Origin of the sequence: Paenibacillus sp. Marseille-P2973, assembly GCF_018101095.1 — a bacterium.
Lineage (GTDB): Bacteria > Bacillota > Bacilli > Paenibacillales > Paenibacillaceae > Fontibacillus > Fontibacillus vini.
Window position 1 is genome coordinate 199,833 of sequence record NZ_JAGQEH010000006.1, and the last position, 23,711, is coordinate 223,543.

Annotated in this window: 17 protein-coding genes; 3 read left to right on the forward strand and 14 right to left on the reverse strand. The window is 52.6% G+C overall.

Going from position 1 to position 23,711, the window contains the following annotated elements:
- Positions 1–92 precede the first annotated feature (92 nt).
- The 7 genes from ychF to cls form a co-directional block, all read right to left on the reverse strand.
- Positions 93–1,193 (reverse strand): redox-regulated ATPase YchF, encoded by a 1,101-nt coding sequence (ychF, locus tag KB559_RS14790; RefSeq protein WP_211022692.1) that lies wholly within the window; start codon positions 1,191–1,193, stop codon positions 93–95.
- A gap of 225 nt (positions 1,194–1,418) precedes the next feature.
- Complete coding sequence (locus KB559_RS14795) at positions 1,419–2,246, reverse strand: energy-coupling factor transporter transmembrane component T family protein (protein WP_211022693.1); 828 nt, start codon at positions 2,244–2,246, stop codon at positions 1,419–1,421.
- Positions 2,239–3,999: an ABC transporter ATP-binding protein gene (locus KB559_RS14800; RefSeq protein WP_211022694.1), complete on the reverse strand. Its 1,761-nt coding sequence runs from the start codon at positions 3,997–3,999 to the stop codon at positions 2,239–2,241. Before KB559_RS14800 ends, KB559_RS14795 begins: the two co-directional genes overlap by 8 nt.
- A gap of 15 nt (positions 4,000–4,014) precedes the next feature.
- Positions 4,015–4,575 (reverse strand): ECF-type riboflavin transporter substrate-binding protein, encoded by a 561-nt coding sequence (locus KB559_RS14805; protein ID WP_211022695.1) that lies wholly within the window; start codon positions 4,573–4,575, stop codon positions 4,015–4,017.
- Between the two features lie 109 nt (positions 4,576–4,684).
- A complete protein-coding gene (gene fni / locus KB559_RS14810) occupies positions 4,685–5,716 on the reverse strand; it encodes a type 2 isopentenyl-diphosphate Delta-isomerase (RefSeq protein ID WP_211022696.1) in 1,032 nt (343 codons plus the stop codon).
- 61 nt (positions 5,717–5,777) lie between these two features.
- Positions 5,778–7,256 (reverse strand): phytoene desaturase family protein, encoded by a 1,479-nt coding sequence (locus tag KB559_RS14815; RefSeq protein WP_211022697.1) that lies wholly within the window; start codon positions 7,254–7,256, stop codon positions 5,778–5,780.
- A 47-nt stretch (positions 7,257–7,303) separates the two neighbouring features.
- Positions 7,304–8,812, reverse strand: a complete 1,509-nt coding sequence (cls, locus tag KB559_RS14820) for a cardiolipin synthase (RefSeq protein WP_211022698.1) — start codon at positions 8,810–8,812, stop codon at positions 7,304–7,306.
- 242 nt (positions 8,813–9,054) lie between these two features.
- Between cls and KB559_RS14825 the strand changes: the two genes are divergently transcribed.
- The gene (locus tag KB559_RS14825; RefSeq protein ID WP_211022699.1) at positions 9,055–9,966 is read left to right on the forward strand and encodes a TetR/AcrR family transcriptional regulator; all 912 of its coding nucleotides are present in this window, start codon (positions 9,055–9,057) and stop codon (positions 9,964–9,966) included.
- Positions 9,967–9,994: 28 nt separating this feature from the next.
- A complete protein-coding gene (locus tag KB559_RS14830; RefSeq protein WP_211022700.1) occupies positions 9,995–13,195 on the forward strand; it encodes an efflux RND transporter permease subunit in 3,201 nt (1,066 codons plus the stop codon).
- Positions 13,196–13,271: 76 nt separating this feature from the next.
- Here KB559_RS14830 and KB559_RS14835 read toward each other — a convergent pair whose 3' ends face one another.
- Both KB559_RS14835 and mobA read right to left on the reverse strand, forming a co-directional pair.
- The gene (locus tag KB559_RS14835) at positions 13,272–13,958 is read right to left on the reverse strand and encodes a TorD/DmsD family molecular chaperone (RefSeq protein ID WP_211022701.1); all 687 of its coding nucleotides are present in this window, start codon (positions 13,956–13,958) and stop codon (positions 13,272–13,274) included.
- Between the two features lie 458 nt (positions 13,959–14,416).
- On the reverse strand, positions 14,417–15,055 hold the full coding sequence (gene mobA, locus KB559_RS14840) for a molybdenum cofactor guanylyltransferase (protein WP_348772927.1): 639 nt from the start codon (positions 15,053–15,055) through the stop codon (positions 14,417–14,419).
- Positions 15,056–15,187: 132 nt separating this feature from the next.
- On the opposite strand from mobA, the gene KB559_RS14845 reads away from it, so the two are divergent.
- Positions 15,188–16,396: an MFS transporter gene (locus tag KB559_RS14845; RefSeq protein ID WP_211022702.1), complete on the forward strand. Its 1,209-nt coding sequence runs from the start codon at positions 15,188–15,190 to the stop codon at positions 16,394–16,396.
- A 298-nt stretch (positions 16,397–16,694) separates the two neighbouring features.
- Here KB559_RS14845 and KB559_RS14850 read toward each other — a convergent pair whose 3' ends face one another.
- The 5 genes from KB559_RS14850 to KB559_RS14870 form a co-directional block, all read right to left on the reverse strand.
- Positions 16,695–17,834, reverse strand: a complete 1,140-nt coding sequence (locus KB559_RS14850; RefSeq protein ID WP_211022703.1) for a cation:proton antiporter — start codon at positions 17,832–17,834, stop codon at positions 16,695–16,697.
- 113 nt (positions 17,835–17,947) lie between these two features.
- On the reverse strand, positions 17,948–19,639 hold the full coding sequence (locus tag KB559_RS14855; RefSeq protein WP_211022704.1) for a glutamine--tRNA ligase/YqeY domain fusion protein: 1,692 nt from the start codon (positions 19,637–19,639) through the stop codon (positions 17,948–17,950).
- A 65-nt stretch (positions 19,640–19,704) separates the two neighbouring features.
- Positions 19,705–20,202 carry a GNAT family N-acetyltransferase gene (locus KB559_RS14860; protein ID WP_211022705.1) on the reverse strand — a complete coding sequence of 166 codons (498 nt, stop codon included), beginning with the start codon at positions 20,200–20,202 and terminating at the stop codon, positions 19,705–19,707.
- A gap of 47 nt (positions 20,203–20,249) precedes the next feature.
- Positions 20,250–21,473 (reverse strand): MFS transporter, encoded by a 1,224-nt coding sequence (locus KB559_RS14865; protein ID WP_211022706.1) that lies wholly within the window; start codon positions 21,471–21,473, stop codon positions 20,250–20,252.
- A gap of 171 nt (positions 21,474–21,644) precedes the next feature.
- Entirely contained in the window at positions 21,645–23,711 is a 2,067-nt protein-coding gene (locus KB559_RS14870; RefSeq protein WP_211022707.1) for a molybdopterin-containing oxidoreductase family protein, read from the reverse strand.

The window sequence follows — 23,711 nt, forward strand, 5'->3', positions numbered from 1 at the left end:
ATACAAACCACTTCCGTTCACAGCAATACAAAAAACTGGTAAATAAAAAAAGGGCTTGCCGTTTAGGCAAACCCCGTTAATCGGTTATCGGATTAAACGTTAAACCGGAAATGCATGACGTCTCCGTCCTGAACGACATACTCTTTGCCTTCCAGACGAAGCTGTCCGCGTTCCTTGGCGGCGTTCATGGAACCTGCAGCCATCAAATCGTCATAGGATACTACTTCCGCTCGGATAAAGCCGCGTTCGAAGTCGGAGTGAATAACTCCGGCCGCTCCCGGCGCTTTCGTCCCTTTGCGGATCGTCCAGGCGCGTACTTCCTGTACGCCGGCCGTGAAATACGTATACAGGCCGAGCAGGCGATAAGCCGCCTGGATCAAACGATCCAACCCGGAGGCTTGCAAGCCGAGCTCCTCAAGGAACATAGCCTTGTCCTCGCCTTCCAGCTCGGCGATTTCCGCTTCCACTTTAGCGCTGATCGGAACGACTTCGGCATTCTCACCGGCCGCAAATTCGCGAACCTGCTGCACGAACGGATTGCTGTCCGCTTCGGTAACACCGTCCTCGCTCACGTTGGCCGCATACAATACCGGCTTGAGCGTCAAAAGATGGAGGTCGCGGACGATCAGCTTCTCATCGTCGGACAACTCTACGCTACGAGCGGGCTGGTCGTTATACAGAGCTTCTTTGATGCGCTCGAGAACTTCCACTTCCTGCGCATATTGCTTGTTGCCGCCCTTCATATTTTTGCGGGAACGCTCGATCCGCTTCTCGACGCTGTCCAGGTCCGCCAAAATCAGTTCCAGATTAATCGTCTGGATATCGCTGATCGGGTTGATTTTGCCGTCGACGTGCGTGATGTTCTCATCTTCAAAGCAGCGGACTACATGCACAATCGCGTCCACTTCACGGATGTGAGCCAAAAATTTGTTGCCGAGGCCCTCGCCTTTGCTGGCGCCGCGGACAAGGCCCGCAATATCCACAAATTCAAAAGCGGTAGGCACCGTCTTGTTAGGGACGACCAGTTCGGTCAGCTTGTCGAGACGCTCATCCGGCACTTCAACCACGCCGACGTTCGGATCGATCGTACAAAACGGATAGTTTGCGGATTCCGCTCCCGCTTGGGTAATTGCATTAAACAACGTGGATTTTCCGACATTCGGAAGGCCCACGATTCCTGCTTTTAAAGCCATATCTATGACAACTCCTCATTCTTGTAATTGCTCATCTTCTTCAACCATAGTACCTATCCCCCGGCCAGATTTCAAGGACATCTCCAATTTTACAGCTAAAAGTTTATGTTCAAAAAGTCGGCTTTTTGAACATGAGTACCGGACTTCGAGGGTCAACGCAAGATTCGATGTCGATTCAACTGCTTGAAACACTTCGTGATCAAAAGATGATTTTTTGAACAACCTTTAAAAAGGGTACCAAAACTTCTCCGCCCAGAACCCCTTTAGCAGGATAGCCGCCACTAATAGCAGTACGCAGAGGAGCAGCATCCATTTGTCGCTGCGCGACATTGGCATGCCCATGTACCAGGTTCGCTTGCTTCCGGTACCGAAGCCGCGCAAATCCATGGCATTCGACACCGACTCAATATGCTGGAGAGAAGATTGAAGCAGCGGTACGACGACTAGGGATAAATTCTTCATCCTGCGCCACAAATTACCGTCGCCGCGCGAGATGCCCATCCCCCGCATCTGCATCGCGTTCAAAATATTTTTGAACTCCTGTGTCAGGTCCGGGATATACCGGAAGGCGATGCTTACCGCGTAGGCCATTTTATAATGAACGCCCAATTTATTAAGGCTGGCCGCGAACCGGCTCGGATGGGTCGTGAAAATGAACAGCATCGTAACCGGCAGCAGCGTTAAATATTTGGCGGACAAGGTAAGTACGTAAAAGAGCGTCTCCGCGCTGATCGTATCGTACCCCACCGGAATCAGCGGCGTGTTGCTGCCGGTCAGGGTAGAGCCGAATCTCGGCGTAATGATCAGAATAAAAATGCTGTTGATTAACGTGAACACCATTAGCACCCAGAATAATAACGCCATCCGCCGGAACGGAATCCGCGATAGGAGCAGCATGCCGATTCCCGCAGAGAGCATAACGGCGAATATCCGGAGGTCCAGGAACAGGAAGGTCGACACCGTCCAGGTCAAAAGAAGAATCAGCTTCACGGCTCCGTCCATCCGGTGGAATAGGGAATCTCCCTCAACAAACAGATTTCCCGCTTTACTCATCGGCTTCCTTCACCTTCTTCTCGGCTTCGATAAAAGCTTGCACGAACCCGGACGGGGAGGATAACCGCCACGCCTTCGCAAAGCGCGACAAGCTGGTCTCCCGCAGGCGGGCCCGTCCCGTCACCTCGCTGTCCGAGAGAATCCGGGGCACCGTATCGGCGGCGATAATTTCCCCCTCCGCCATAACGACGGCCCGGTCCGCATACTCCAGCGCCAGGTGCATATCATGCGTGATGAACAAAAAGGCCATCCCTCGGCCGGCCAACCCGTCGATAAAATCCATGAACTCGGTATAATGACGGTAATCCTGGCCCGCCGTGGGCTCGTCAAGAATCATCAGCTTCGGCTCCAATGCCAGAATGGACGCAATGGTCAGCCGTTTCTTCTGTCCAAAACTCAACCCGGAAACCGGCCAGTTGCGATAAGGATATAGCCCGCAAGTGTGCAAGACTTCATCGATTCTCCGCTCCCGCTCCGGGGAAAGTACGCCCCTCGCCGTAAGACCGAGCGCAATCTCATCGCGAATCATGTGCTGTGTGATCATATGATTCGGATTCTGCATCACATAACCGATTTCTTCGCCTCTTTGCCGGATACTCCAACGGCTTAAATCCTCACCGCGAAGCGTAATCGTCCCGGATTTCGGCTTCAAAATGCCGGTAATGAGCCCGGAAAGCGTGGACTTCCCCGCCCCGTTGCTCCCGAGCAAGGCCAGCCGCTCCCCTTCCGAAATCGAGAAGGAGACATTTCGAACGACATCAGTTCGACCGCGGCCATAAGCAAAGGAAATATCCTTCAGTTCGAGCAACGGGGCCCCCGAGAGACGCCCCGTGGCAGGTTCCACTCGCTCCGCCCAGGCCTCCAGCCGGCTTCGGATCTCGGTCTCCCCGAGATATTCGCTGCCTTCCGGAAGATTCCCGTCCCCTGCAAGAGTAACGAGTCCTTCCGGCGTGGCAAGACTCTTGAGCCCGCTAATCGGAACACCGGCATATTCCAATGCGTTCAAATACAGCGGCTGCCTCAAGCCGTGACGTGCCAGCACTCCTTCTCTGAGCAGTTCCTCGGGTGTACCGATCGCGGCGATTTCCCCTTCACTCATCACGACGATCCGGTCGATCGGCTGGGCAAGAACATCTTCAACCCGGTGTTCGATAATAATGACCGTTTTTCCTTCGCGCCGATGAATATCTTCGATCAATTGCATCGCCCTTACTCCGCTGGCCGGATCCAAATTGGCCAGCGGTTCATCGAAGAGCAGGATGTCCGCGTGGGTCGACAGCACTCCCGCCAGAGAGACACTCTGCTTCTGTCCCCCGGACAAATCATGCGGACCCTGTCCCTCATAGGCCAGCATGCCGACTAGATCCAGAGCGGTGACGACTCTTGCCTTCATGACCGACTGAGCCACTTGTTCATTTTCCATTTGGAAGGCTGTATCTTCCCCGACGGTTTGACCGACAAACTGGGCATCCGGGTTCTGCAAAATGGTGCCCACGCTGCGGCTCCGCTCGAAGATTCCCTGCTCTGATACTTCAAGACCGCCTATGTATAAATTGCCCGAAACCTCGCCCCCGTAGGAAAAAGGAATTAGCCCATTGATGCAATGGGCTAAGGTTGATTTGCCGGAGCCGCTCGGCCCGGCAATCCAGATTTTCTCCCCGGGCGAAATGTCCAGGTAGATGTTCTTCAGGGTGGGTTCGGATTGGCTTTTGTAACGAAAACTGAAATTTCGAAATGAAATCGCCGGCTGCATATTCGCTGGTTTCTCCTATCTTTCCACCGTTAAATTCGTATTGTTCCGGTTGCGCTTGGCATACGCCCACACTGCGGGAATGCCGAGAATTACGAAAACCGCGGTATTGGCCAATCCGGCGGTTACCGTTTGAATGATGATTTTATCGTTCGGCTCTCCCATGACGTAAATATCGAACAATCCCGAGAAAGCCAGGGAAACGAAAATCCCGACCAAACCATAGATCAAAAACCGGACCACATGGCCCTTCCGGATCTCCCCGTCCTGCGGGTTGAACCCCTTGGACAAATAAATCAGACCCATAAAGGCCGCCGTTATCCCCGATCCCAACGCCCAGCCCCACCAAACGGTGCCGCTCGTAAGGAAATCGTTAATCACATGGCCGATGAGCCCGGCGACAAAGCCGACCACCGGTCCGAATAATGCCCCGAAGATCGCAAGCAGCGCCACTGCCGGACGAAGCTGCGTATCCGGCGCGATCGGAATGCCGATCCAGCTTGTCGCTCCGTATAACGCCGCCCCGATCCCGATGGTAACTACCGTCCTCGTATTCCATTTCCAAATCGATGACTTCATAACGTTTCCCCCTTTGTCTGAAGCTTGCTAACTTCAATATAATGGGAATGTTTCAGAAACGCAATGAAAAATTCATTGTAATCTTCCCGGATTTATATGATTAATTTATTTACACCTCACGCCGCACCAGCCGCGGCGTATTCCGCAGCGCCGAAACGGTCCCGGCGCCGATCCCGAACATGGCGGTGCGAAGCTCCAGCTCGACGCGCTCCAAGAGCGCATCGAGCCGCTCCTCCGAATGCACCGCCGGTTCCAGCAGCGCCCGGCCGAACCCGGCCAGATCCGCGCCAAGCGCCAGCGCTTTGGCGGCGTCCACGCCGGTGTTCAGGCCCCCGCTGCCTATAAGGGCGGCATCCGGCGCCGCCGCCCGCACTTCGCGGATGCATTCGGCGGTGGGGATGCCCCAATCCGCGAATGCTTCCGCAGCCGCACGCCGCACCGGGTCGGCGCTGCGGAACTTCTCGACCTGGCTCCAGGAGGTTCCGCCGGCGCCGGCCACGTCAATGAAAGCTACGCCCGCTTCGCGGAGGCGTCTCGCCGTACCTCCGTCGATGCCCCAGCCTACTTCCTTGACGCCGACGGGAACCGGCAGCGCCCGGCACACTTCCTCAATGCGGGCGAGCAAACCGCCGAAGCCGGTATTACCTTCCGGCTGGAACACCTCTTGCAGGCTGTTCAAATGCAGCACAAGCATGTCCGCTCCGGCAATATCGACCGCGCGCTGGCATTCCGCCGCGCCGAAGCCGTACCCTAGCTGGACCGCGCCCAAATTGGCGATGATCGGGATGCTCGGCGCCTTGCGCCGGACCGCGAACGTGGGAGCCAGCTCCCCGCGTTCCACGGCGGCGCGGACCGAGCCGACTCCCATCGCCCAACCCCGCCGCTCCGCCGCTTCCGCCAGGCGGTCGTTAATCTCCCCGGCGAGCTTGCTTCCGCCGGTCATCGAACTGATCAGCAGCGGCGTGCGTACAGCCGCGCCGAGAAAGACCGTCTTCAAGCTGACCTCGTCAAAGTTCAGCTCCGGCAGCGCGTTGTGGCGGAACCTGTATTTTTCAAATCCAGTAGTAATCCCTTCACCGCCAACCTGCTCCTCCAGACAAAGACGAATATGCTCGGATTTGCGCCCGGATGTATCTCCCATCTTCGTTCCTCCTTCTAACGTAAATCTCAGTTTTTACTTCCTCTATATAAATCTCCGGCTATCAGACTGAACCCTTCGCTATATAACCCGCTACCAACTGGCCGGACAAGGTGACGAAAGGGACGCCCCCGCCGGGATGCGTCGTGCCTCCCGCATACCAGAGACCCCTTATATCCCGGCTGCGGTTGCCGGGCCTCTTCAGTTCCTGCATAAAACTGTGTGAAGCAAGCCCGAACATTCCTCCCTTATAGGAGTATGTATCCCGTGCCAAATCGACCGGCGTATACCGGGCGAGTTCATGCTCTTGGACCAAATCGTTTAATCCGTGCTGTCTTAATGTGGAGAATACCGTTCTGGAGTAAGCTTCCCCTTCCCGCTCCCAATCCCATTCCCTCGATAAATAAGGGGTATGGGTCATGATAAACAAGTTGCTGCAGCCTGGAGGGGCCGCCCCTTCCTCCGAATAGGAAGAATTGCAAATGTATACCGACGGGTGGGTCGGCGGACGACGTCTGGAGAAAATATCATGAAATTCATTCTCGTAATTTTCAGAAAAGAACACAGTGTGATGATGGAGCCGGTCTAACCGGACCGGTACCCCTGCGAGCTGGACAAAGGCCGACAAGGAGGGCTCGAAGGTGGAAATCAGACGATCGGTCATGGAGGGGCGGTCCTTCTCCTCCAGCAATCTTTTGCTAAGAGAAAGCGCATCCCCATTGACGATGACCAGCGGGGATTCATAATCGCCCTTCGTAGTTTCAATCCCTCTAACATTACGGTCGACCACCCGGATTCGGGTCACTTCCACGCCAGTCTCAATTTCAACGCCCAGTTCTTCCGCCAGACGCTTCATAGCTTCGATCAACTGGTAGGTTCCCCCGCGGACCGTATATATCCCCTGATCGGCCTCGCAGCTTACCAGCATGCCGCATAAGGATGAAACCTTGAACGGGGAAGAACCTACGCGGGCGGCATATCTTCCGAACATTGCGAGCGTATTGGGATGGCTGAAATGCCGGCGAAGCTGGCGATTCAAAGAATGGTGAAGCTCCGGTACCAGCAGGCTCATGAGTATTCTGGGCCACCATTTATCCAAACCATTAAGCGGAAGCCGGTTAAGGATATGTTCACTGGCGTAACGGAGCATCTGCCGAGACTCCTGAATAAACGCAGGATAGTGCAAGGCGTCCTCCGGGCTATAGGTGCCGATTTGATGCTGCATAAATTCCACGTCCCCGGTCAAATCCACGACATTCCCGTCGGCAAACACACTGCGCGACCTAGGCTCAAGCGGAATCAGCCGTACATAATCATTCAGGTCCCGGCCAGCCCGGCGGAACAGATTTCGAAAAACATGCGCCATTTCAATCGTTGTAGGTCCCCTGTCAAAACGGTACCCGTCGATCAAGACCCGCTGTAACTTGCCGCCAACGCTAGGTTGGCGCTCCAGCACGGTTACCCGGAATCCCCTGATAGCCAACTCAATGGCGCAGGACAGGCCTCCAAAGCCCGCCCCGACAATCAACGCTTTTCTTTCCATCTGTACAACGCCCGCCTCCTTTTCATTAAAGGATGAAACAACTTCCCTTACAATAGCGGTGACATCAACCGGGCAGCCGATTCCATGAAGCGAACGACGACCTTTTTCTTCATAAACGCTTTTCTTTTAATTTGCTTCGTGGACAACAAGTCCCGTTCGAAATCCTTGACGATTTTGGCAATGCTGTCGTTCTGGACGAGCAGCACGTTTACTTCGAAGTTAAGATGGAAGCTGCGCATATCCATATTTGCCGTACCTACAGTCGCAACCTCGCCGTCGACAATGAGCAGCTTGGAATGAAGGAAGCCCTTCTCGTATTCATAGATTTTCACGCCCACCTCAAGCAACGAGAGAAAATAGGAATGCGAGGCCAGGAAAGGCAGCCACTTGTCCGGTTTGGCCGGAAACAAAATCCGTACGTCGATCCCCGACATGGCCGCTACGCGGAGGGCCGTCAAAATATCCTCATCCGGTATGAAATAAGGCGTCGCCAGCCAAACCGATTTTTTGGCCGACGTAATCATGGCGAAGAAGATGTTCTTCAAGGTGCTGCTTTCGTTATCCGGCCCGCTGGGCAGGACTTGAACCGCGCCGCTGCAGCCCTGCTCCAGCTCCGGGGACAGATATTCGAGGTCCATGATTTTTTCGCCGGTGACATACTGCCAGTCCTGCAAAAAAATAATCTGCATAGACCGGACGGCCTCCCCTTTGACCAGCATGTGCGTGTCCCGCCAGAAACCGTAAGTTTTGCTGCGGCTCAAGTACTCATCGCCCACGTTCAGTCCGCCGATAAAGCCGGTATTGCCGTCGATGACGACGATTTTCCGGTGATTTCGATAGTTGACCCGGCTGGAAAGCGCCAGGAAGCGTACTTCGCCGTAGACTCCGACCTTGACGCCGGCATCCCTGAGTTCCTTGATAAAAGATTTCGGAAGCCCGATACTGCCGACCGCATCAAACATGAACCGGACCTCCACGCCGGCTTGCGCCTTCTCGATCAGTGTCTTTTGAATTTCGCGGCCGATGTCGTCCGCCCGGTAAATGTAATACTCCATATGTATGTGGTGCTGGGCCATTTTCAATTCCTTCAGCAGGGTAGAGAACGTCTCCTCCCCGTTGGTCAACACCCGCGTCCGCGTCGCCATGGAAAACGGAGTTCGGGCAATCCGCTGCGACATTTGCAGAAGCCGCTGCTGCCCTGGTGTAAACTGCGACAAATCCCGAGGCAGCATATTGCCGTTATGGTCGATCCGTTCGAAGCTCTGCCGGTCCGCCTCCGCTTTCTTATCGAATTTCCGCCGTTTGAAATAGTTTTGCCCCAGCAGGAAATAGAGCACCAAGCCAACGACCGGCAACAGTGCCAGTACAAGAATCCAGGCCATCGTACTGGAAGGATTGCGATTCTCCATAAAGATCGCAAGACCGATCGTGACGACAGTCAGGGTTTGAAATATACTGACCAGCATCCCGCCGAATTTACCGAAGATGCCGAATCCGAAGAAGTAAAAAGCAAACAGGATGGCTGCGATTAATATAATTTGTAGTCCACGTCTCATGGTTGTACTCCTCTTCCCTATTTTGTTGCACGTTCGCCTATCTCTCTACATTTTACATGAACCTTCGATATCTTCCTACCATTAAAAGATCCTGACGATAAAGAAACGTTGCCCCTGCCGCATTTCTGGAACCGAACCCTACTTACCGCGTAAATTTGTAATGTGCTTTAAATATGTAATATAATCATTTTGACCCGTTGGTCAATATGAGAACTTAAGAGTCAGGAGGAGGTGAACCGTTATTGTCCGTTAAATCTGGAGATAAAAGAACGCTGATTCTCAGAACCGCCATGCAGCTTTTTGCCGCCAAGGGTTCTTCCGCCACTTCGATGCAGGAAATTGCTGACACCTGCGGCATGTCCAAAGGAAGTCTGTACCTTCACTTTAAGTCGAAGGATGAGCTGGAGTTCAGCCTGTTCGATTATTGCTATCAATTGCTGCAGGAACATTTGCTGCAGGCCGAAAATCAGCCGGGTCTTAATCCCCGGGAACGACTCATACTGCAAATCGAAGTATTGCTCAACCTGGTGCTGGAATTGCGGGAATTTCTGCTGATGCAGTTTCGGGATTGGATCAAAAACGGCAACCTGTACCGCGGGGAGCCTGGGGTCATCCGGGAAAACAACGCCAAGCTGCACCATTACAGCAAAAAGGCGATTGAAGCGGCTTACGGAGAACAAATCTCACCTTATACGGCGGATCTGATCATGCTGGTCCACGGCATTCTTGGAGTCTACATAAGGTTGTTGTTTGATCCGGCCATAACGGTCGGTACCCATCGGATGGCCGTTTATATGGTCGATCTGCTTGATGGAGCTGCAGAACGGATGATCAGCCAGCGCCCGGAGCCCTTGATCAGCGAGGAAGTCCTGAAACGCTGGGGAGCGGACGATACCTGCATGAAGGAGCCGGAACGTCACCCCCTCCTGGCAATCCGGGAACTGAAGGAATTAATTGAAAGCCGGGTGGCATCTCCGGATGTCCGCCAGCAAGGACGCGAATCGTTGCAACTGATGGAGGAAGAAATCCTCGAACTCCGGCCGCGCCGGGTCGTTCTGACGGGAATGCTCGCTAATGTCAAAGCTATTCCCGAACTGGATGATCGGATGGAGGAACTGGAACGACTTATGCGGCCTTATTTGAATCATGCGTAAATATAGAGAGGAGCGGAAGACCTAGCTGATGAAAAGTATCATTCAATTCTCACTGCGGAATAAATTTGCGATTTGGCTGTTGACGATTATCGTCACGGTTGTCGGTTTATACAGCGGCCTTACGATGAAGCAGGAGACTATTCCGAATATCAATGTCCCTTACCTTAGCGTTACTGCAATTTATCCGGGAGCAGCGCCGGAAGGCGTCGTCCAGGATATTACCAAGCCGCTGGAGACCAAGCTCCACAATGTCGACGGAGTAAAAACAATTACATCGACATCCATGGAGAACGCGGCTTCCCTGTTCATCGAATTTGATTATGACACCAATCTGGACAATGCCACGGCTGCCGTCCGGGAAGCGTTGAACGATGTAACTTTGCCGGAAGATGCGCAAAAGCCGCAAATTACCCGGTTTAGCCTGAATTCCATGCCGGTCATCTCGCTCAGCTTGTCCGATAACGCTTCGGGCGATCTGGAAGCTTTGACCCGCACGATTCAAAACGACATCCAGCCTGCACTTGAAGACCTGGATGGCGTAGCATCGGTGCAAATTGCCGGACAATACGTCAAAGAAGTCCGCCTCAATTTCGATGAGGCGAAAATGCAGCAGCTCGGACTTAGCGAAGATACCGTAAAGGGTATCGTCCAAGCTTCCGCGCTGCGCGTTCCGCTCGGCCTGTTCGACCTGGAACAATCGCAAAAGGCTGTCGTTGTTGACGGCAACATCACTACTGTAGATGATCTTAAGAACCTCGCCATTCCGGCTATGCCGAGTGCGGGTGCTGCCGGCGCGGGTGCAGGCGCTGCGGGCGCGGGGGCTGGTGCCGCCGGTGCCGGAGCAGGCGCTGCAGGCAATGATGCCGCTGCCGGAGCCGGTGCGCCTCAAGGCGGCATGGCTGGCATTCCGGCCGGCATTCCGACCGTAAAACTCGGCGACATCGCCAAGATCGAAGTCATCGGTCAAGCTGAATCGATTTCCCGCACCAACGGTGCCGAATCGATCGGGATTCAAATCGTGAAGGACAACGACGCCAACACCGTCGATGTTGCGAACCTTGTCAAGGACAAAGCCGATGAGCTGGGAAAACAGTACAGCCATATCGACTTCACCGTATTGCTTGACCAAGGCAAGCCGATCACGGACTCCGTCAACACGATGCTGTCCAAGGCTTTGTTCGGCGCATTGTTCGCCGTTCTGATCATCCTGTTGTTCTTGCGGAATATCCGCTCGACGATCATTTCCATTATCTCCATTCCATTATCGCTTCTAATCGCGGTTCTTGCGCTGAAGCAGATGGATATTACGCTGAACATGATGACGCTCGGCGCCATGACGGTCGCCATCGGCCGCGTGGTCGACGACTCCATCGTCGTCATCGAGAACATTTACCGCCGCTTGTCCCTGACCGGCGAGAAGCTGAAGGGCGGCAAACTGATCATCGCGGCAACCCGGGAAATGTTCGTTCCGATCATGTCCTCGACGATCGTTACGATCGCCGTCTTCCTGCCGCTCGCTTTCGTAAGCGGAATGGTCGGCGAATTGTTCAAACCGTTCGCCTACACGATGGTATTCTCGCTGCTCGCCTCGTTGCTGGTTGCCATTACATTGGTGCCTGCCCTGGCGCACACCTTGTTCCGCAAAGGACTGAACAAGAAGCATGACCATGACAGCAATCCGAAAGGAATGGCACGGGGTTATCAGCGCATCCTCAACTGGTCTTTGTCCCATAAGCTTATCACCTTTGGACTTGCCATCGTCCTGCTGGTAGGCAGCTTGTTCCTGTATCCGCTCGTCGGCGTCAGCTTCCTGCCGGAGCAAGAAGATAAATATGTTATGGTTACTTATTCTCCGGCTCCCGGAGACCGTCTTGAAGATGTCCAAGAGAAAATGCAAAAGGCGGAGCAATACGTTTTGGCCCAGGAAGACATGGATAAAATGCAATATTCCGTCGGCGGAAGCAATCCGCTTGGCGTAGGTTCTTCCAACTCCGCTCTATTCTATATCGAATATAAGAAAGATACGAAGCACTTCGAAGACGTTAAAGAAAAGCTCCTGCTTGGCTTGAAGAATGAAGTTCCCGACGGCGAGTGGGGAGACATGTCCGAAATGATGACGGGCGGTATGGGCGGCAGTACGCTCAGCGTCAACGTATTCGGCGACAATCTGGAACAGATCAAGCCGGTATCCGATGAAATCCTGAAATTGGTTCAGGAGGATACGAAGAACTTCGAGAAAGGCGAGACCTCGCTCTCCACGGCTTACGACCAGTACACTTTGGTAGCGGATCAGCAAAAATTGAGCTCGCTCGGGCTGACCCCGGGACAAATCGCAATGAAGCTGAGTCCGGTTCGCGAGCGTCCGGTGCTTACCGAAGTTAAGCTTGACGGCAAAGATTATAAAGTCTATATCGAAACCGAGAAGAATGCTTATACCAGCATTCAGGACATGGAGAACGAGACGCTGACTTCCCCGCTTGGCATGGAAGTGCCGATTAAAGAAGTCGCCAAGGTCGAAAAAGGAAGCTCTCCGGATTCCATCATGCGTATCGACGGCAAGACGGTCGTTGAGGTGAGCGCCAAGATCGTCGCTACCGACGTCCAAAAAGCGTCCTCTTCACTGCAGGACAAAATCGACGCCATGGATAAACCGGAAGGAATCAAAGTAAGCTTCGGCGGTGTAACCGAGCAAATCAACGATACGTTCGGTCAGTTGGGTCTTGCTATGGCTGCTGCGGTCGCGATCGTATACTTTGTACTCGTGGTTACGTTTGGCGGCGGTCTTGCACCGTTTGCAATTCTGTTCTCGCTGCCGTTTATCGTGATCGGCGCCATGATCGGCCTGCTGATCGGCGGAGAAACCCTGAACGTGTCGGCTCTGATGGGCGTTCTGATGCTGATCGGGATCGTCGTCACCAACGCGATCGTTCTCATCGACCGCGTCATCCACAAGGAGCGCGAAGGCCTGTCCACCCGCGATGCATTGCTTGAAGCAGGGGCTACACGGCTTCGTCCAATCCTTATGACTGCGCTCGCTACGATCGGCGCCTTGCTGCCGCTCGTTCTGGGCTGGGAACACAGCGCGGGCATCATCTCCCGCGGTCTCGGTATCACCGTTATCGGCGGCTTGATCAGCTCCACCTTGCTGACGCTAGTCATCGTGCCGGTGGTCTACGAGTTCCTCATGAAATTCCGCCGCCGCGGTCCTGCGGCCGGAGATTTGGATTAATCTTTAACTCAATAAAAGCCGGGCGGAGAATGGTCTCCGGCCCGGCTTTTTATTTTGTTCTCTATATTTTCTTAAACTAATTCTGCAAATTCCGCCATGCATAGAGGTTCTCAAGATCCGTTGCGAGAAATTGGACAAGCAGTTCAGCCAAACCAATGTACATCGGGCTGGACGTCGCCGAAGCCAATTCGCCCGAGAAACGGGGCGCCCACTGCATCAGATGGTTCTCAAGAAAGCGGATTTGCACATCCGCCAGCTCCAGGCAGCTCTCATGAAGACCGGCTTTACTGAGCATTTCTTCACTTAAAACCGCCATGAATTCCAATTCCAGTGCAATATGATCGTCTCGTTCGCCTGAAATCTTGTTAAAGACAACGCTGCTCTCCATATAGGTGTTTCTGATATCCAAAAGACAGACCAGAGCGTCCAAGCTCTCTTCCTTTGCGCGGTACTGACATTCGCAAGCGATCATGACGGCGTTGTCGCCCATGAATAGCCGTCTGTATTCCTCGGCTTCCTCATAGCAGACCTGCCGGAAATTCTCTTCGGGAATGCCTTCCAGGTAACTCTTCAATCTCTTCCCGCCCTGGCACATAGGAATAATATTCTTCAGTTCCACCCGTCTGCGCCACTGAGCAATCAACGACATCCGCGGCGGACGGCTCAGAAAATCCATTAGTAACTCATAAACCCAACCTCTAATCTCCATCCAACGGGCTTGCTCTTCCGGAATTTGAACAGGCTCCTTAAACAGCATGGTCATATCGGTCATCTCCCTGATCTTTTAAAGGTAATTCAAAAAGTCATCTTTCCATGACGAGGCTGTTCATGATGAGGGTTCGACATCGAATCTTGAATTCAGCCGGGCCTTCCGTTGCTCACGTACCCCATGAGCAAATGCTTACGAAGTCGTTTTCTACGAAAACGTTTAGCTCCGCTACTCAGTCCCTAGCTTCTTCCAACCTTCTCGATCCTGAAAACCTAACTTTTTGAATAATAGCTTATAGGTAATGCAGTGCTGACATGCATGATCCTGACACAACAAATGTATTCTTTGTTTAAAAAAAGATGACTTCCTTATTTGACGGAAATCATCCATTGTACATATACCGACACATGATTAAGGGGGATCATGTATCTTCATGCTCTATTATACTGTAAAATGAAAACGCTTTATGTGAAATATTTGACAGATTATTAACAAGTCGTTGGAACCTTCTCTTAAGCATTCCCCTTATGATCTCTATCCAGCCAATCAAGTGCTTGGCGGTAATCATCGGGACGGTTCATATTGAAGGGGATTTGTTCCAATGGGAGCCCGGTCGCGGCGGCTATTTCAGCTCCATCCGCATATTCGGCATGCAGTCCTTCCGTCCATCGGGTCATCTTCAAGCTCCCGGCTTGAAGCTCCTTCTCCAGCCCGGTCAATACATTGCGGCGATATGCAGCCAGCAAGGGCTGTACACGCCCCTGTACGACCGGAATAATAGCTTCTGGTCCACTTGACTTCTCCGCCGTCCGTACACGCTCCACAAGCCATTCAAATACTTCCCGGGAAGCAAAGGGCATGTCGCACGCGACTGCAAGGCTCCACGGAGTCTCAGCGGCCGTTAATCCGGCATGCAGTCCGGCCAAAGGTCCCGCTCCGGGATAAACATCGGAAAAGATTTCCTTTCCTAAGTAACTATAGGCTTCCGGCTGATTGCCCCCGGCAATGATAACTCGCCCGACGACCGTGTCCAGCTCCCGGACCAGCCTTTCAATAACCGGTATGCCCTGCAGCGGCAAAAGCGCTTTATTGCTTCCCATCCGGCTAGAACGTCCTCCGGCTAAAATAATGGCGGTGATCTCGATCAGAATCTTCCCCTTTCTTCAACAAATACTGGAAAAACAAAAAGAAGATGGTTTGTATCCCCTTTCATCTCTGTGTTACATTGGGAACATAATCACTTATCATTTTCCCACAGTACAATCGGAGTTGGACAGAAAGGAATGGAGCGCTTGCCGGACAATACCCAGTCCTCGTCTAAATTGCCCTTGGGGCTGCTTAATTTTTTCGTTTACGGTACGATGGTTATCTTTGCTGCCTTTTTTCAATTATATTTGCAGGACATCGGCATGGACAAGCTGGAGATTGGCAGCCTTATGGCTATCAGCCCGTTCATTTCGCTCCTGGCTCATCCTTTTTGGAGATATTTAAGCGACCGCGGTCAAAATATAAGAATCATTCTATTGATCATGCTAACTGGCTTGCTGATAACAGGCCATCTTGTGTTCAAAGCGGATACCTATCAAATGCTGTATGTATCGATGCTGATGCTTTTCTTTTTCCAAAGCCCGCTGCTTGCTCAGTCGAATAGCCTGACCCTCGGGTACATTGAAGAGAGCCGGCAAAAGTTCGGCGCCTATCGGCTCTGGGGCTCTATGGGCTGGACATTCGTAGCTTTGACGGCAGGCCCGATTATCGATAGCGTTGGCCAGAACGGAATTTCCCTGCTCTTCAGCATCACCTTGATGCTGGCGATGGGGTCTGCCCTGCTTCTGCCGCCAATCACGCTTACTACAAACACGCCGTGGATCTCGTCCCGTGAAATTCGCCGTACCCTGCAAAATAAACATTTTCTTGCCTTCGTATTGTGCGGGACATTGGTCGCGATTCCAAATGCAATCAACGGCATCTTTATGCCATTATTCATTAGCGACCTGGGAGGGTCGCGATTCCAGGTCGGCGGCGCAGTATTCCTGTCGACCATCTTCGAAGTGCTTGCTTTCGTCCTGTTGAACCGTTATCTGAAGCGTAAAATCACTGTTCTGATGGGATGCTTGACGCTCGTCAGCCTGTTGTTCGCGCTGCGCTGGAATCTGATGGCCGAGGCGACGGATCCGGTGCAGATTATCCTGATTCAAATCCTCCATGCCGTTACCTTCGGCGGTTTCTTCTATGTAGGAACAAGGCTTACCGCCCTTTTCCTTCCGAGACCGCTTCGCTCCGCCGGCCAAGCCGTTTATGCATTTGCCTTGAGCGGAGTATCGGGCGTGATCTCAGGTTTTCTGGGCGGATGGGTGTTCCAAAATTTCGGCCCCGTCATCATGTACAAAATGGGGGTCGCTCTTGCGATCATCGGAGCGCTCGGATTCGGCTTACTGTGGCAGCATATCCGCAAAAACGGATACTCTCCATCCATTCCGCAAGAGCAATAAAATGCGAGTTCAAAAAGTCAGGTTTTCAGGAAATTCAAGATTCGACGTCGAATCCGCTTCGTGATCTGCTTCGTCTTGGAAAGATAACTTTTTGAACAACTTCTTAAAGAAAACAAGCTCCGATCAGCGTCACGCCCATCCGGCAAATCCGGGAAGGTTACGCCGCTGATTCTGGAGCTTTGTTTTCTTGGAGATGCTCGTCGATCACCGGGGTGATTGCGGCTCCCAACTAAAGTGTACACTATGAAATGCATTTCAGAGCAAGATTAATTAATAATTAACAAAAAATCATAATCTATCAGTCATTCTGTCCCCTTCCCAGGGTCAGTTTCAACAAGTATGGCGTAACGAGAGTCGTCAAAATAACTACAATGACCAGGACCGTAAAATACTTTTGCTCCAGTAACCCATTCTCTAAACCCAATGTTGCGATGATGAGCGCAACCTCCCCGCGCGATACCATCCCCGAGCCGATTCCCGCCGAGGACCGGAGCGAAAACCCTGTCAGGCGAGCCCCAAGCCCCGAGCCTACCAGTTTGGTAACCAGCGCAATCAGGAAGAAGAGCACCAGAAGACCGAGCTGACTCCCCAATCCGTCAAAGGAAACGGAGAAACCGACGCTGACAAAAAAGATAGGTACGAAAATCGTGTACGCAATAGGCTCCAGCTTCTGCTCAACCTCATGTTTATAGCTCGTTTGCGAAATCGCCAATCCTGCGGCAAACGCACCGATAATGCCGGCTACCCCGAGCTCCTCCGCAATGTAAGCCAAAAAGAAACATAAAATCAGGCCGGCGCTGATAATCGACTCAGTCACGCGTAGCGGGGCAAGCCACTTCATGATCCATTTCGCTATTTTCCAAATAAAGAGTCCTGCAATCAAAAAGAAAATGAATTTTTTGCCGATAACCATCGCAAGATTTACATCACCGCCGCCAAAAAGGCTCATTACGAACGCCAGCAATACTACCACCAGAATGTCGTCGATAATCGCCGCTCCCAGAAGTGTCGTGCTTTCCCTGGTATTCATCAAATTGAGATCTTTTAACGACTGGACGGAAATACTGACCGAAGTGGCGGACAGCAGCAGCCCCAAGAAAATCGCGTGAGCCGGTGACATACCGATCGCAGCCCCCGCTAAATATCCACCGGCAAATGGTACGATGATTCCGCCTACCGCTACAGCCATCGATGAGGTTAAGGAGCGTTTCAAATCTCCTAAATCAGTCTCCAGACCAGCCATGAACATCAATAAAAGCACACCGATTTCACTCAACTCTCCAATGATGTGTGAGTTTTCTACCCATCCGAGCAGAGCGGGTCCAATAACTACTCCAATGAGCAGTTTACCTACGACCGCGGGCTGCCCTAAACGAACACTGAGGTCCCCGGCCAGCTTGGTGGCGAGCAAGATGATTAGAATTGTTAAAAAGAACATAGAACTCCTCCTGTACAACTTTTGTATTTTGAATGCCTAAAAAAAAACAAAAAGAAGCCTTGGGTGACCAGGCTCCTCCATAAAAAACCAATATTCAATTATTTATCTAAAATTTATTTCGGCAATTGAAACGAGCTTTTGAGCGATACAATCAGGTTAAACACCGGATGCCCCGGCTTCGAATATTTCGAATCGACGTTGAAATAGCCGTGACGGAAAAATTGGAATTTGTCTTGCGGCTGTGCATCCTTCATTCCCGGCTCCACATAGCCGTGCATGATGCTTAAAGAGTTCGGGTTGATCCGCTCCAGGAACGGTTTTTCCTCCGCGCCTTCCTCTTCCGGTTCTTCGTCCAGAATCAGCGGCTCATACAGCCGGAATTCGGCAGGTACCGCCTGACTGGCTTCCACCCAATGGATGGTTCCTTTGACCTTGCGGCCGGTAAACCCGCTGCCGCTCTTCGTTTCGGGATCATAGGTGCAGTGAATTTCCACCACGTTGCCGTCCGCGTCTTTGATCACATCGTTGCATTTAATGAAATACGCATGCTTCAGGCGGACTTCATTGCCGGGGAACAGCCGGAAGTATTTGCTCGGCGGATCCTCCATGAAATCTTCGCGCTCGATATAAATTTCACGGGAAAACGGAATTTGACGGTTGCCCATCTCTTCATTTTCACTGTTATTCTCAGCTTCCAACAGTTCCGTTTGGCCTTCTGGATAATTGGTGATGACCACCTTAAGCGGGTCGACGACCGCCATCGTGCGCGGCGCCTTCAGCTTCAGATCTTCCCGGATAAAATGCTCCAGCATTTTCAGATCGATGGAGCCGTAGGCTTTGGAAATCCCGGTTTCGAAGACAAACGCTTTGATCGCTTCCGGCGTATATCCCCGGCGGCGAAGGCCCGAAATCGTCGGCATGCGCGGATCGTCCCAGCCATCGACAACCCCTTCGTCGACGAGCATTTTCAGCTTCCGCTTGCTTGTTACGGTTTGCTCCAAATTGAGCCGTCCGAACTCATATTGATGCGGCTCGCTCGGCATTTCCGTTTCGGCGATGACCCAATCATAGAACGGGCGTTGATCTTCAAACTCGGTGGAGCAAAGGGAGTGCGTTACTCCTTCGATCGCATCCTCCAGCGGATGGGCGAACGTATACATCGGGTAGATGCACCATTTGTCGCCGGTATTGTGATGGGAAGCATGTACGATCCGGTAGATGACAGGATCCCGGAGGTTGATATTCGGCGAAGCCATATCGATCTTGGCGCGAAGTACCTTCTCTCCGTCTTTGAACTCACCGGCGCGCATCCGCGCGAACAAATCCAGGTTCTCTTCGACCGAACGGTCGCGATAAGGGCTGTTTTGCCCCGGCTCCGTGAGCGTCCCGCGCGTTTCGCGAATTTGATCGGCGCTCAAATCATCCACGTAGGCTTTACCTTTATTAATCAGCACGATGGCACGATTGTACATCTCTTCGAAATAATCCGAAGCGAAGCGCAGTTCTTCCCATTCAAAACCGAGCCATTTCACATCCTCCTTAATGGAGTTGACGTACTCGATATCCTCTTTTACCGGGTTCGTATCATCAAAACGCAAATGGGTCCGGCCCCCGAATTCATCGGCCAGGGTAAAGTTAATCCAGATCGCCTTGGCGTGGCCGATATGAAGATAGCCGTTCGGCTCCGGCGGGAAGCGTGTCACTACGGTTTCCACTTTTCCGTTCTTCAAATCTTCGGTAATAATATTCTTGATGAAATTGGGAGGGGTACAGTTATTGTTCTCCACGGTGATCAACCTTTCCATTCAACGAAGTTCAAAGCTTTTGTTTATTTTCTCCGAATTTTCTTCTTATAAATATACCGATATCTTTACGAATGTTCAACAGGACACCACATCAAAATATCATCGACATACTGTCCGCCCAAGTAAAACTCTTCAACCAAACGGCCCTGCTCCTCAAACCCGCAGCTCCGGTAAAAGGCAACCGCTCCGGGATTGCTTGCCAGAACGCGCAAGGACAGCTTGCGAACTCCCCGTTCGGCGGCGAGCTGCTTGACGGCCTCCATCAGCTTATGGCCCACGCCGCGTCTCTGGTATGCGGGATGAATGGCGATATTAAGTTCATAAACATGACGATTGCTCTCCAAGGGAGTCGGGTGGTCAAATCCCAAACACCCGCAAATTTCCTCTCCGATACCGGCGACGAGCTGGCTTCCCGGCGGACATTTCTGCAAATATTGCTCCCGGGAGCTCCATACGAGGCGCTGTGCCGGCGTGGAATGCTCGTCCCAAGTGAGGGAGTCGATCTCCATTAACGCCCCCGCATCACCCATTTGCGACAGACGGATCCAGAGTGATTCTGACATGCTTGCACCTCCAACATATGATTTCGATTATACCCCAAAAAGTTAAATTATACCGTACGATAAAGCTCGCCTTTTGCATCGCGGTTCTTGTAAGCGTGAATCAAAAAAGCTCCTACCGCCAACATCGAGATCGCCACAGCCAGCCAAGCCACCGGGACAAGTCCATTCCAATCGAACAGGACGCCCATGGCGTACGGGCCGACGACCCTTCCCGCGGCACCCATCCCGCCAACAACGCCTAGATAGAACGGCGCCGACTTGCCTGTCCGATCCGAAATAAACGATGGAATGGCCGGTGAGATAAGCATTTCTCCAAAGGTGGTCAGCACCATCGCAAACACCATGCCAGGATATGAACGGAAGCCGAGAATCGCTACATATCCCAGCATATAAAAGATTGCGCTAGCCGTTAATTGCGCTTCCGCCGATTCGGCAAACGTCCGTTTGATCCACAAAATAAACGGCTGGCCGACGAATATCAGCACCCCGTTTAGTGTCCATAAAATACTATAATTCCACTCCGGCATCCCTTTGGAAAGCGTAAACGGCGATACCCCATTGTTCCAGATGCAGTTACCCAGCCAAAGGAAGAAGGAGCCAATGCCCATAAACAGATAAACGTTATAGCGGCTTAACAATTTCCAAGTATTCTGGCCTTCCGACGTGCTTTTGCGTTTCTTTTCCATCTGCAGGTCGCCCTCGTTTTTTTGAACTTTGTTCAAATAAAACCAGAAGAAAATAGCAAATGCCGCCGACGTCACCCCGTTCATAATAAAGCTCATATCATAGGAAATCCGCGCCAAAAATCCGCTGAGCCCCGTCCCCAGGGCAACGCCGATATTGTTGGCTACATAGATAACATTAAATAATTCTCCCCGGCGCTCCGCAAAACGGAAGCCGATAAATGCCTGAATAGCAGGCATAGACATCGCGTTAAAGAACCCGATCAATCCCATCAGCAGCATAAACAGAGACCAATTTCCGCTCCCCAGAGGCAACAGCAGAAGGAAAAGCGCGTTCATCCCCACGCCGCCGACGATCAGCCTTTTTACGCCCAATTTATGATATAACGAGCCGCCGAGAATTTGTCCCGCGATCCCTCCCAGCGACATAACCAGGATGACCAGACCGGCATCGGCCCCGCTCCTGCCCAGCACCTTGAATACGAACATCGTAATCAAAGGCCACATCAGAGATCCTCCGGCTGAGCTAATCAGACTGGCGACAAGGAAAATTTTGATTTCCTTCGGATACGCCTGCAACCATTTCATTCCACTTTCTCTCCCCTCTGCCAAGCCTTTATCCCTATAATTATGTACAAGAAAATAACAAAGGGAGCCCGATTCGGCCCCCTGTTACCGTCACTTTTTATAGTGATTGCAAGTATTTGCAGCCCAGATTACCATAGTATCGCCTAAATAGTCCGGATTTCGCAAGCACATTTATTGACGCTTTACATCAACAACGGTCGAGAAAAAGACAGCCCCTCCGCCCATGTCGGCGAGCCGGTCCGGCGTAAGGGCATTGGCGCGGCGACGCTGCCCGTCCCGCCCCCACCATAGACCTTGGCTGACTACCGTGCCCGGCAGCATTTTGTCGGTTACGTTTGCTTTGATCTGATAGCTGCCCCGGTCGTTCCAGACGATAACATCATCGCCGTCTTCAATGCCGCGCGCGGCCGCATCCTGCGGGTGAATTTGCAGCAGTGGGCTTTTCTCCAGCTTCGTCAGCTTCTCGACATTGCCGAAGGTGGAATTCAGAAAGCTGTGATTCGGCGGCGATACGAACATCAGCGGATATGGACTACCCTCTCCAGGACGATTTACTCCGTCATATCCCTCGTAAAGCGGGATGTATGTCGGGAGCGGCGGAAGTCCGGCGTCCGCCATCCGGGCTGAGTATAGCTCGATCTTCCCCGAAGGCGTCGTCAGAGCATCCAGATATCTCTGCTGATGCGCCATGTTCAGCTTCATCGCCCGGTTCTCCTGCAAGCCTTCCAGAGAGATCCCCTCCAGATAAGGATTGTCCGGATAATTCAGCGCTTGCCGGATCATCTCCTCTTCCGTCTCCTGAAACGCTTCTTCCCCGAAGCCCATAGCCGCGGCCAGCAGCCGGAACACTTCCACATTGCTTTTGCTCTCGCCCTGAACCGGAATGACCGGTTCCTGAAGCTGGACATAATGATGCCAATAAGAAACATACAAATCCGTATTTTCAAAAGACGATGTCGCCGGTAGCACGATGTCCGCATATTTGGCCGTATCGGTCAGGAATAAATCATGAACTACTGTGAATAGATCTTCCCTGCGCAAGCCCTGTTCGACCTTGCCCGTATCCGGCGCCACCACAGCCGGGTTCGAGCAGTAAACAAACAGCGAACGGATCGGCGGATCAAGCGTGAGCAACGCCTCCCCGATGCGGTTCATATTGATGGTGCGGACCTGGTCATCCGACCTTAAGTCCGGGCGCTCCAACGCATCCGAATTCATATTGGCGTAAGCGCCGTTCGACTTGAACGCTCCGCCGCCCGGAACGAGCCACTGCCCGGTCAAAGCCGGCAGGCAGCTAATCGTACGGATCGCCATTCCGCCATTATCATGGTGTTGAAGCCCGTTGCCCATATGAATATAAGCGGGCGAAGTCTCCGCATACATGATTGCGAGGGCTTCGATATCCTCGGCAGGAACCCCCGTAATTGCCGAAACATGAAGTGGCGTATAGGTTTTCACATGCTCGCGAAGCTCCTCATGACCCAAGGTATACCGTTCAAGGAACTCTTCGTTCACCAATCCCCGCGCAAACAGCACATGCATCATACCTAGCGCCAACGCACTGTCCGTCCCGGGATATAGCGGGATGAACCAATCGGCTCTTTGGCCGGTACGGTTGCGGTGAACGTCGATGACTACGAGCTTCGCCCCCTGCTTCCGGGCCTTTTCAATCAGGGCGACCTGGTGCATATTCGTGCTGACGATATTGCCGCCCCACACAATAATCAGCTTTGCCTTCAACGTTTCTTCCGGGCTGGTACCGCCGCCAAAGCCCATCGTGTATTCCCAGCCGGCACTCCCCGCAGCCGTGCAGATCGCCCGCTGCAGTTTGGATGCGCCCAACCGGTTGAAGAATCGCCGGTCCATTCCCTCGACGCTAAGAATCCCCATATTTCCGTAAAAGTTGTACGGCAGGATCGATTCGGGACCATGCTCTCGGGTCAGTTCCTGAAATCGCCCTGCGATTTCAGCTATGGCTTCATCCCAGGTAATCCGTTCGAATTTCCCCTCTCCCTTAGCGCCGATGCGCTTCATAGGGTACAGCACCCGTTCAGGATGATAGACCCGCTCAGCCATATTACGCACCTTATTGCAGATCGCTCCCTGCGTAATCGGATGGTCGGGATTTCCCGTCACCTTCACGATCTTTCCGTTCTCTTTATGCAGCAGTAAACCGCAGGTATCCGGGCAATCAAGCGGACACACCGCGGGAAATATTCCGTTCTCTTCATGAATCAT

Bases quoted from the DNA above. Each gene is read 5' to 3' on its own strand.
- ychF (WP_211022692.1), bottom strand. From the start codon at position 1,193: ATGGCTTTAAAAGCAGGAATCGTGGGCCTTCCGAATGTCGGAAAATCC.
- KB559_RS14795 (WP_211022693.1), bottom strand. From the start codon at position 2,246: ATGAGTAAAGCGGGAAATCTGTTTGTTGAGGGAGATTCCCTATTCCAC.
- KB559_RS14800 (WP_211022694.1), bottom strand. From the start codon at position 3,999: ATGCAGCCGGCGATTTCATTTCGAAATTTCAGTTTTCGTTACAAAAGC.
- KB559_RS14805 (WP_211022695.1), bottom strand. From the start codon at position 4,575: ATGAAGTCATCGATTTGGAAATGGAATACGAGGACGGTAGTTACCATC.
- fni (WP_211022696.1), bottom strand. From the start codon at position 5,716: ATGGGAGATACATCCGGGCGCAAATCCGAGCATATTCGTCTTTGTCTG.
- KB559_RS14815 (WP_211022697.1), bottom strand. From the start codon at position 7,256: ATGGAAAGAAAAGCGTTGATTGTCGGGGCGGGCTTTGGAGGCCTGTCC.
- cls (WP_211022698.1), bottom strand. From the start codon at position 8,812: ATGAGACGTGGACTACAAATTATATTAATCGCAGCCATCCTGTTTGCT.
- KB559_RS14830 (WP_211022700.1), top strand. From the start codon at position 9,995: ATGAAAAGTATCATTCAATTCTCACTGCGGAATAAATTTGCGATTTGG.
- KB559_RS14835 (WP_211022701.1), bottom strand. From the start codon at position 13,958: ATGACCATGCTGTTTAAGGAGCCTGTTCAAATTCCGGAAGAGCAAGCC.
- KB559_RS14845 (WP_211022702.1), top strand. From the start codon at position 15,188: ATGGAGCGCTTGCCGGACAATACCCAGTCCTCGTCTAAATTGCCCTTG.
- KB559_RS14850 (WP_211022703.1), bottom strand. From the start codon at position 17,834: ATGTTCTTTTTAACAATTCTAATCATCTTGCTCGCCACCAAGCTGGCC.
- KB559_RS14855 (WP_211022704.1), bottom strand. From the start codon at position 19,639: ATGGAAAGGTTGATCACCGTGGAGAACAATAACTGTACCCCTCCCAAT.
- KB559_RS14860 (WP_211022705.1), bottom strand. From the start codon at position 20,202: ATGTCAGAATCACTCTGGATCCGTCTGTCGCAAATGGGTGATGCGGGG.
- KB559_RS14865 (WP_211022706.1), bottom strand. From the start codon at position 21,473: ATGAAATGGTTGCAGGCGTATCCGAAGGAAATCAAAATTTTCCTTGTC.
- KB559_RS14870 (WP_211022707.1), bottom strand. From the start codon at position 23,711: ATGATTCATGAAGAGAACGGAATATTTCCCGCGGTGTGTCCGCTTGAT.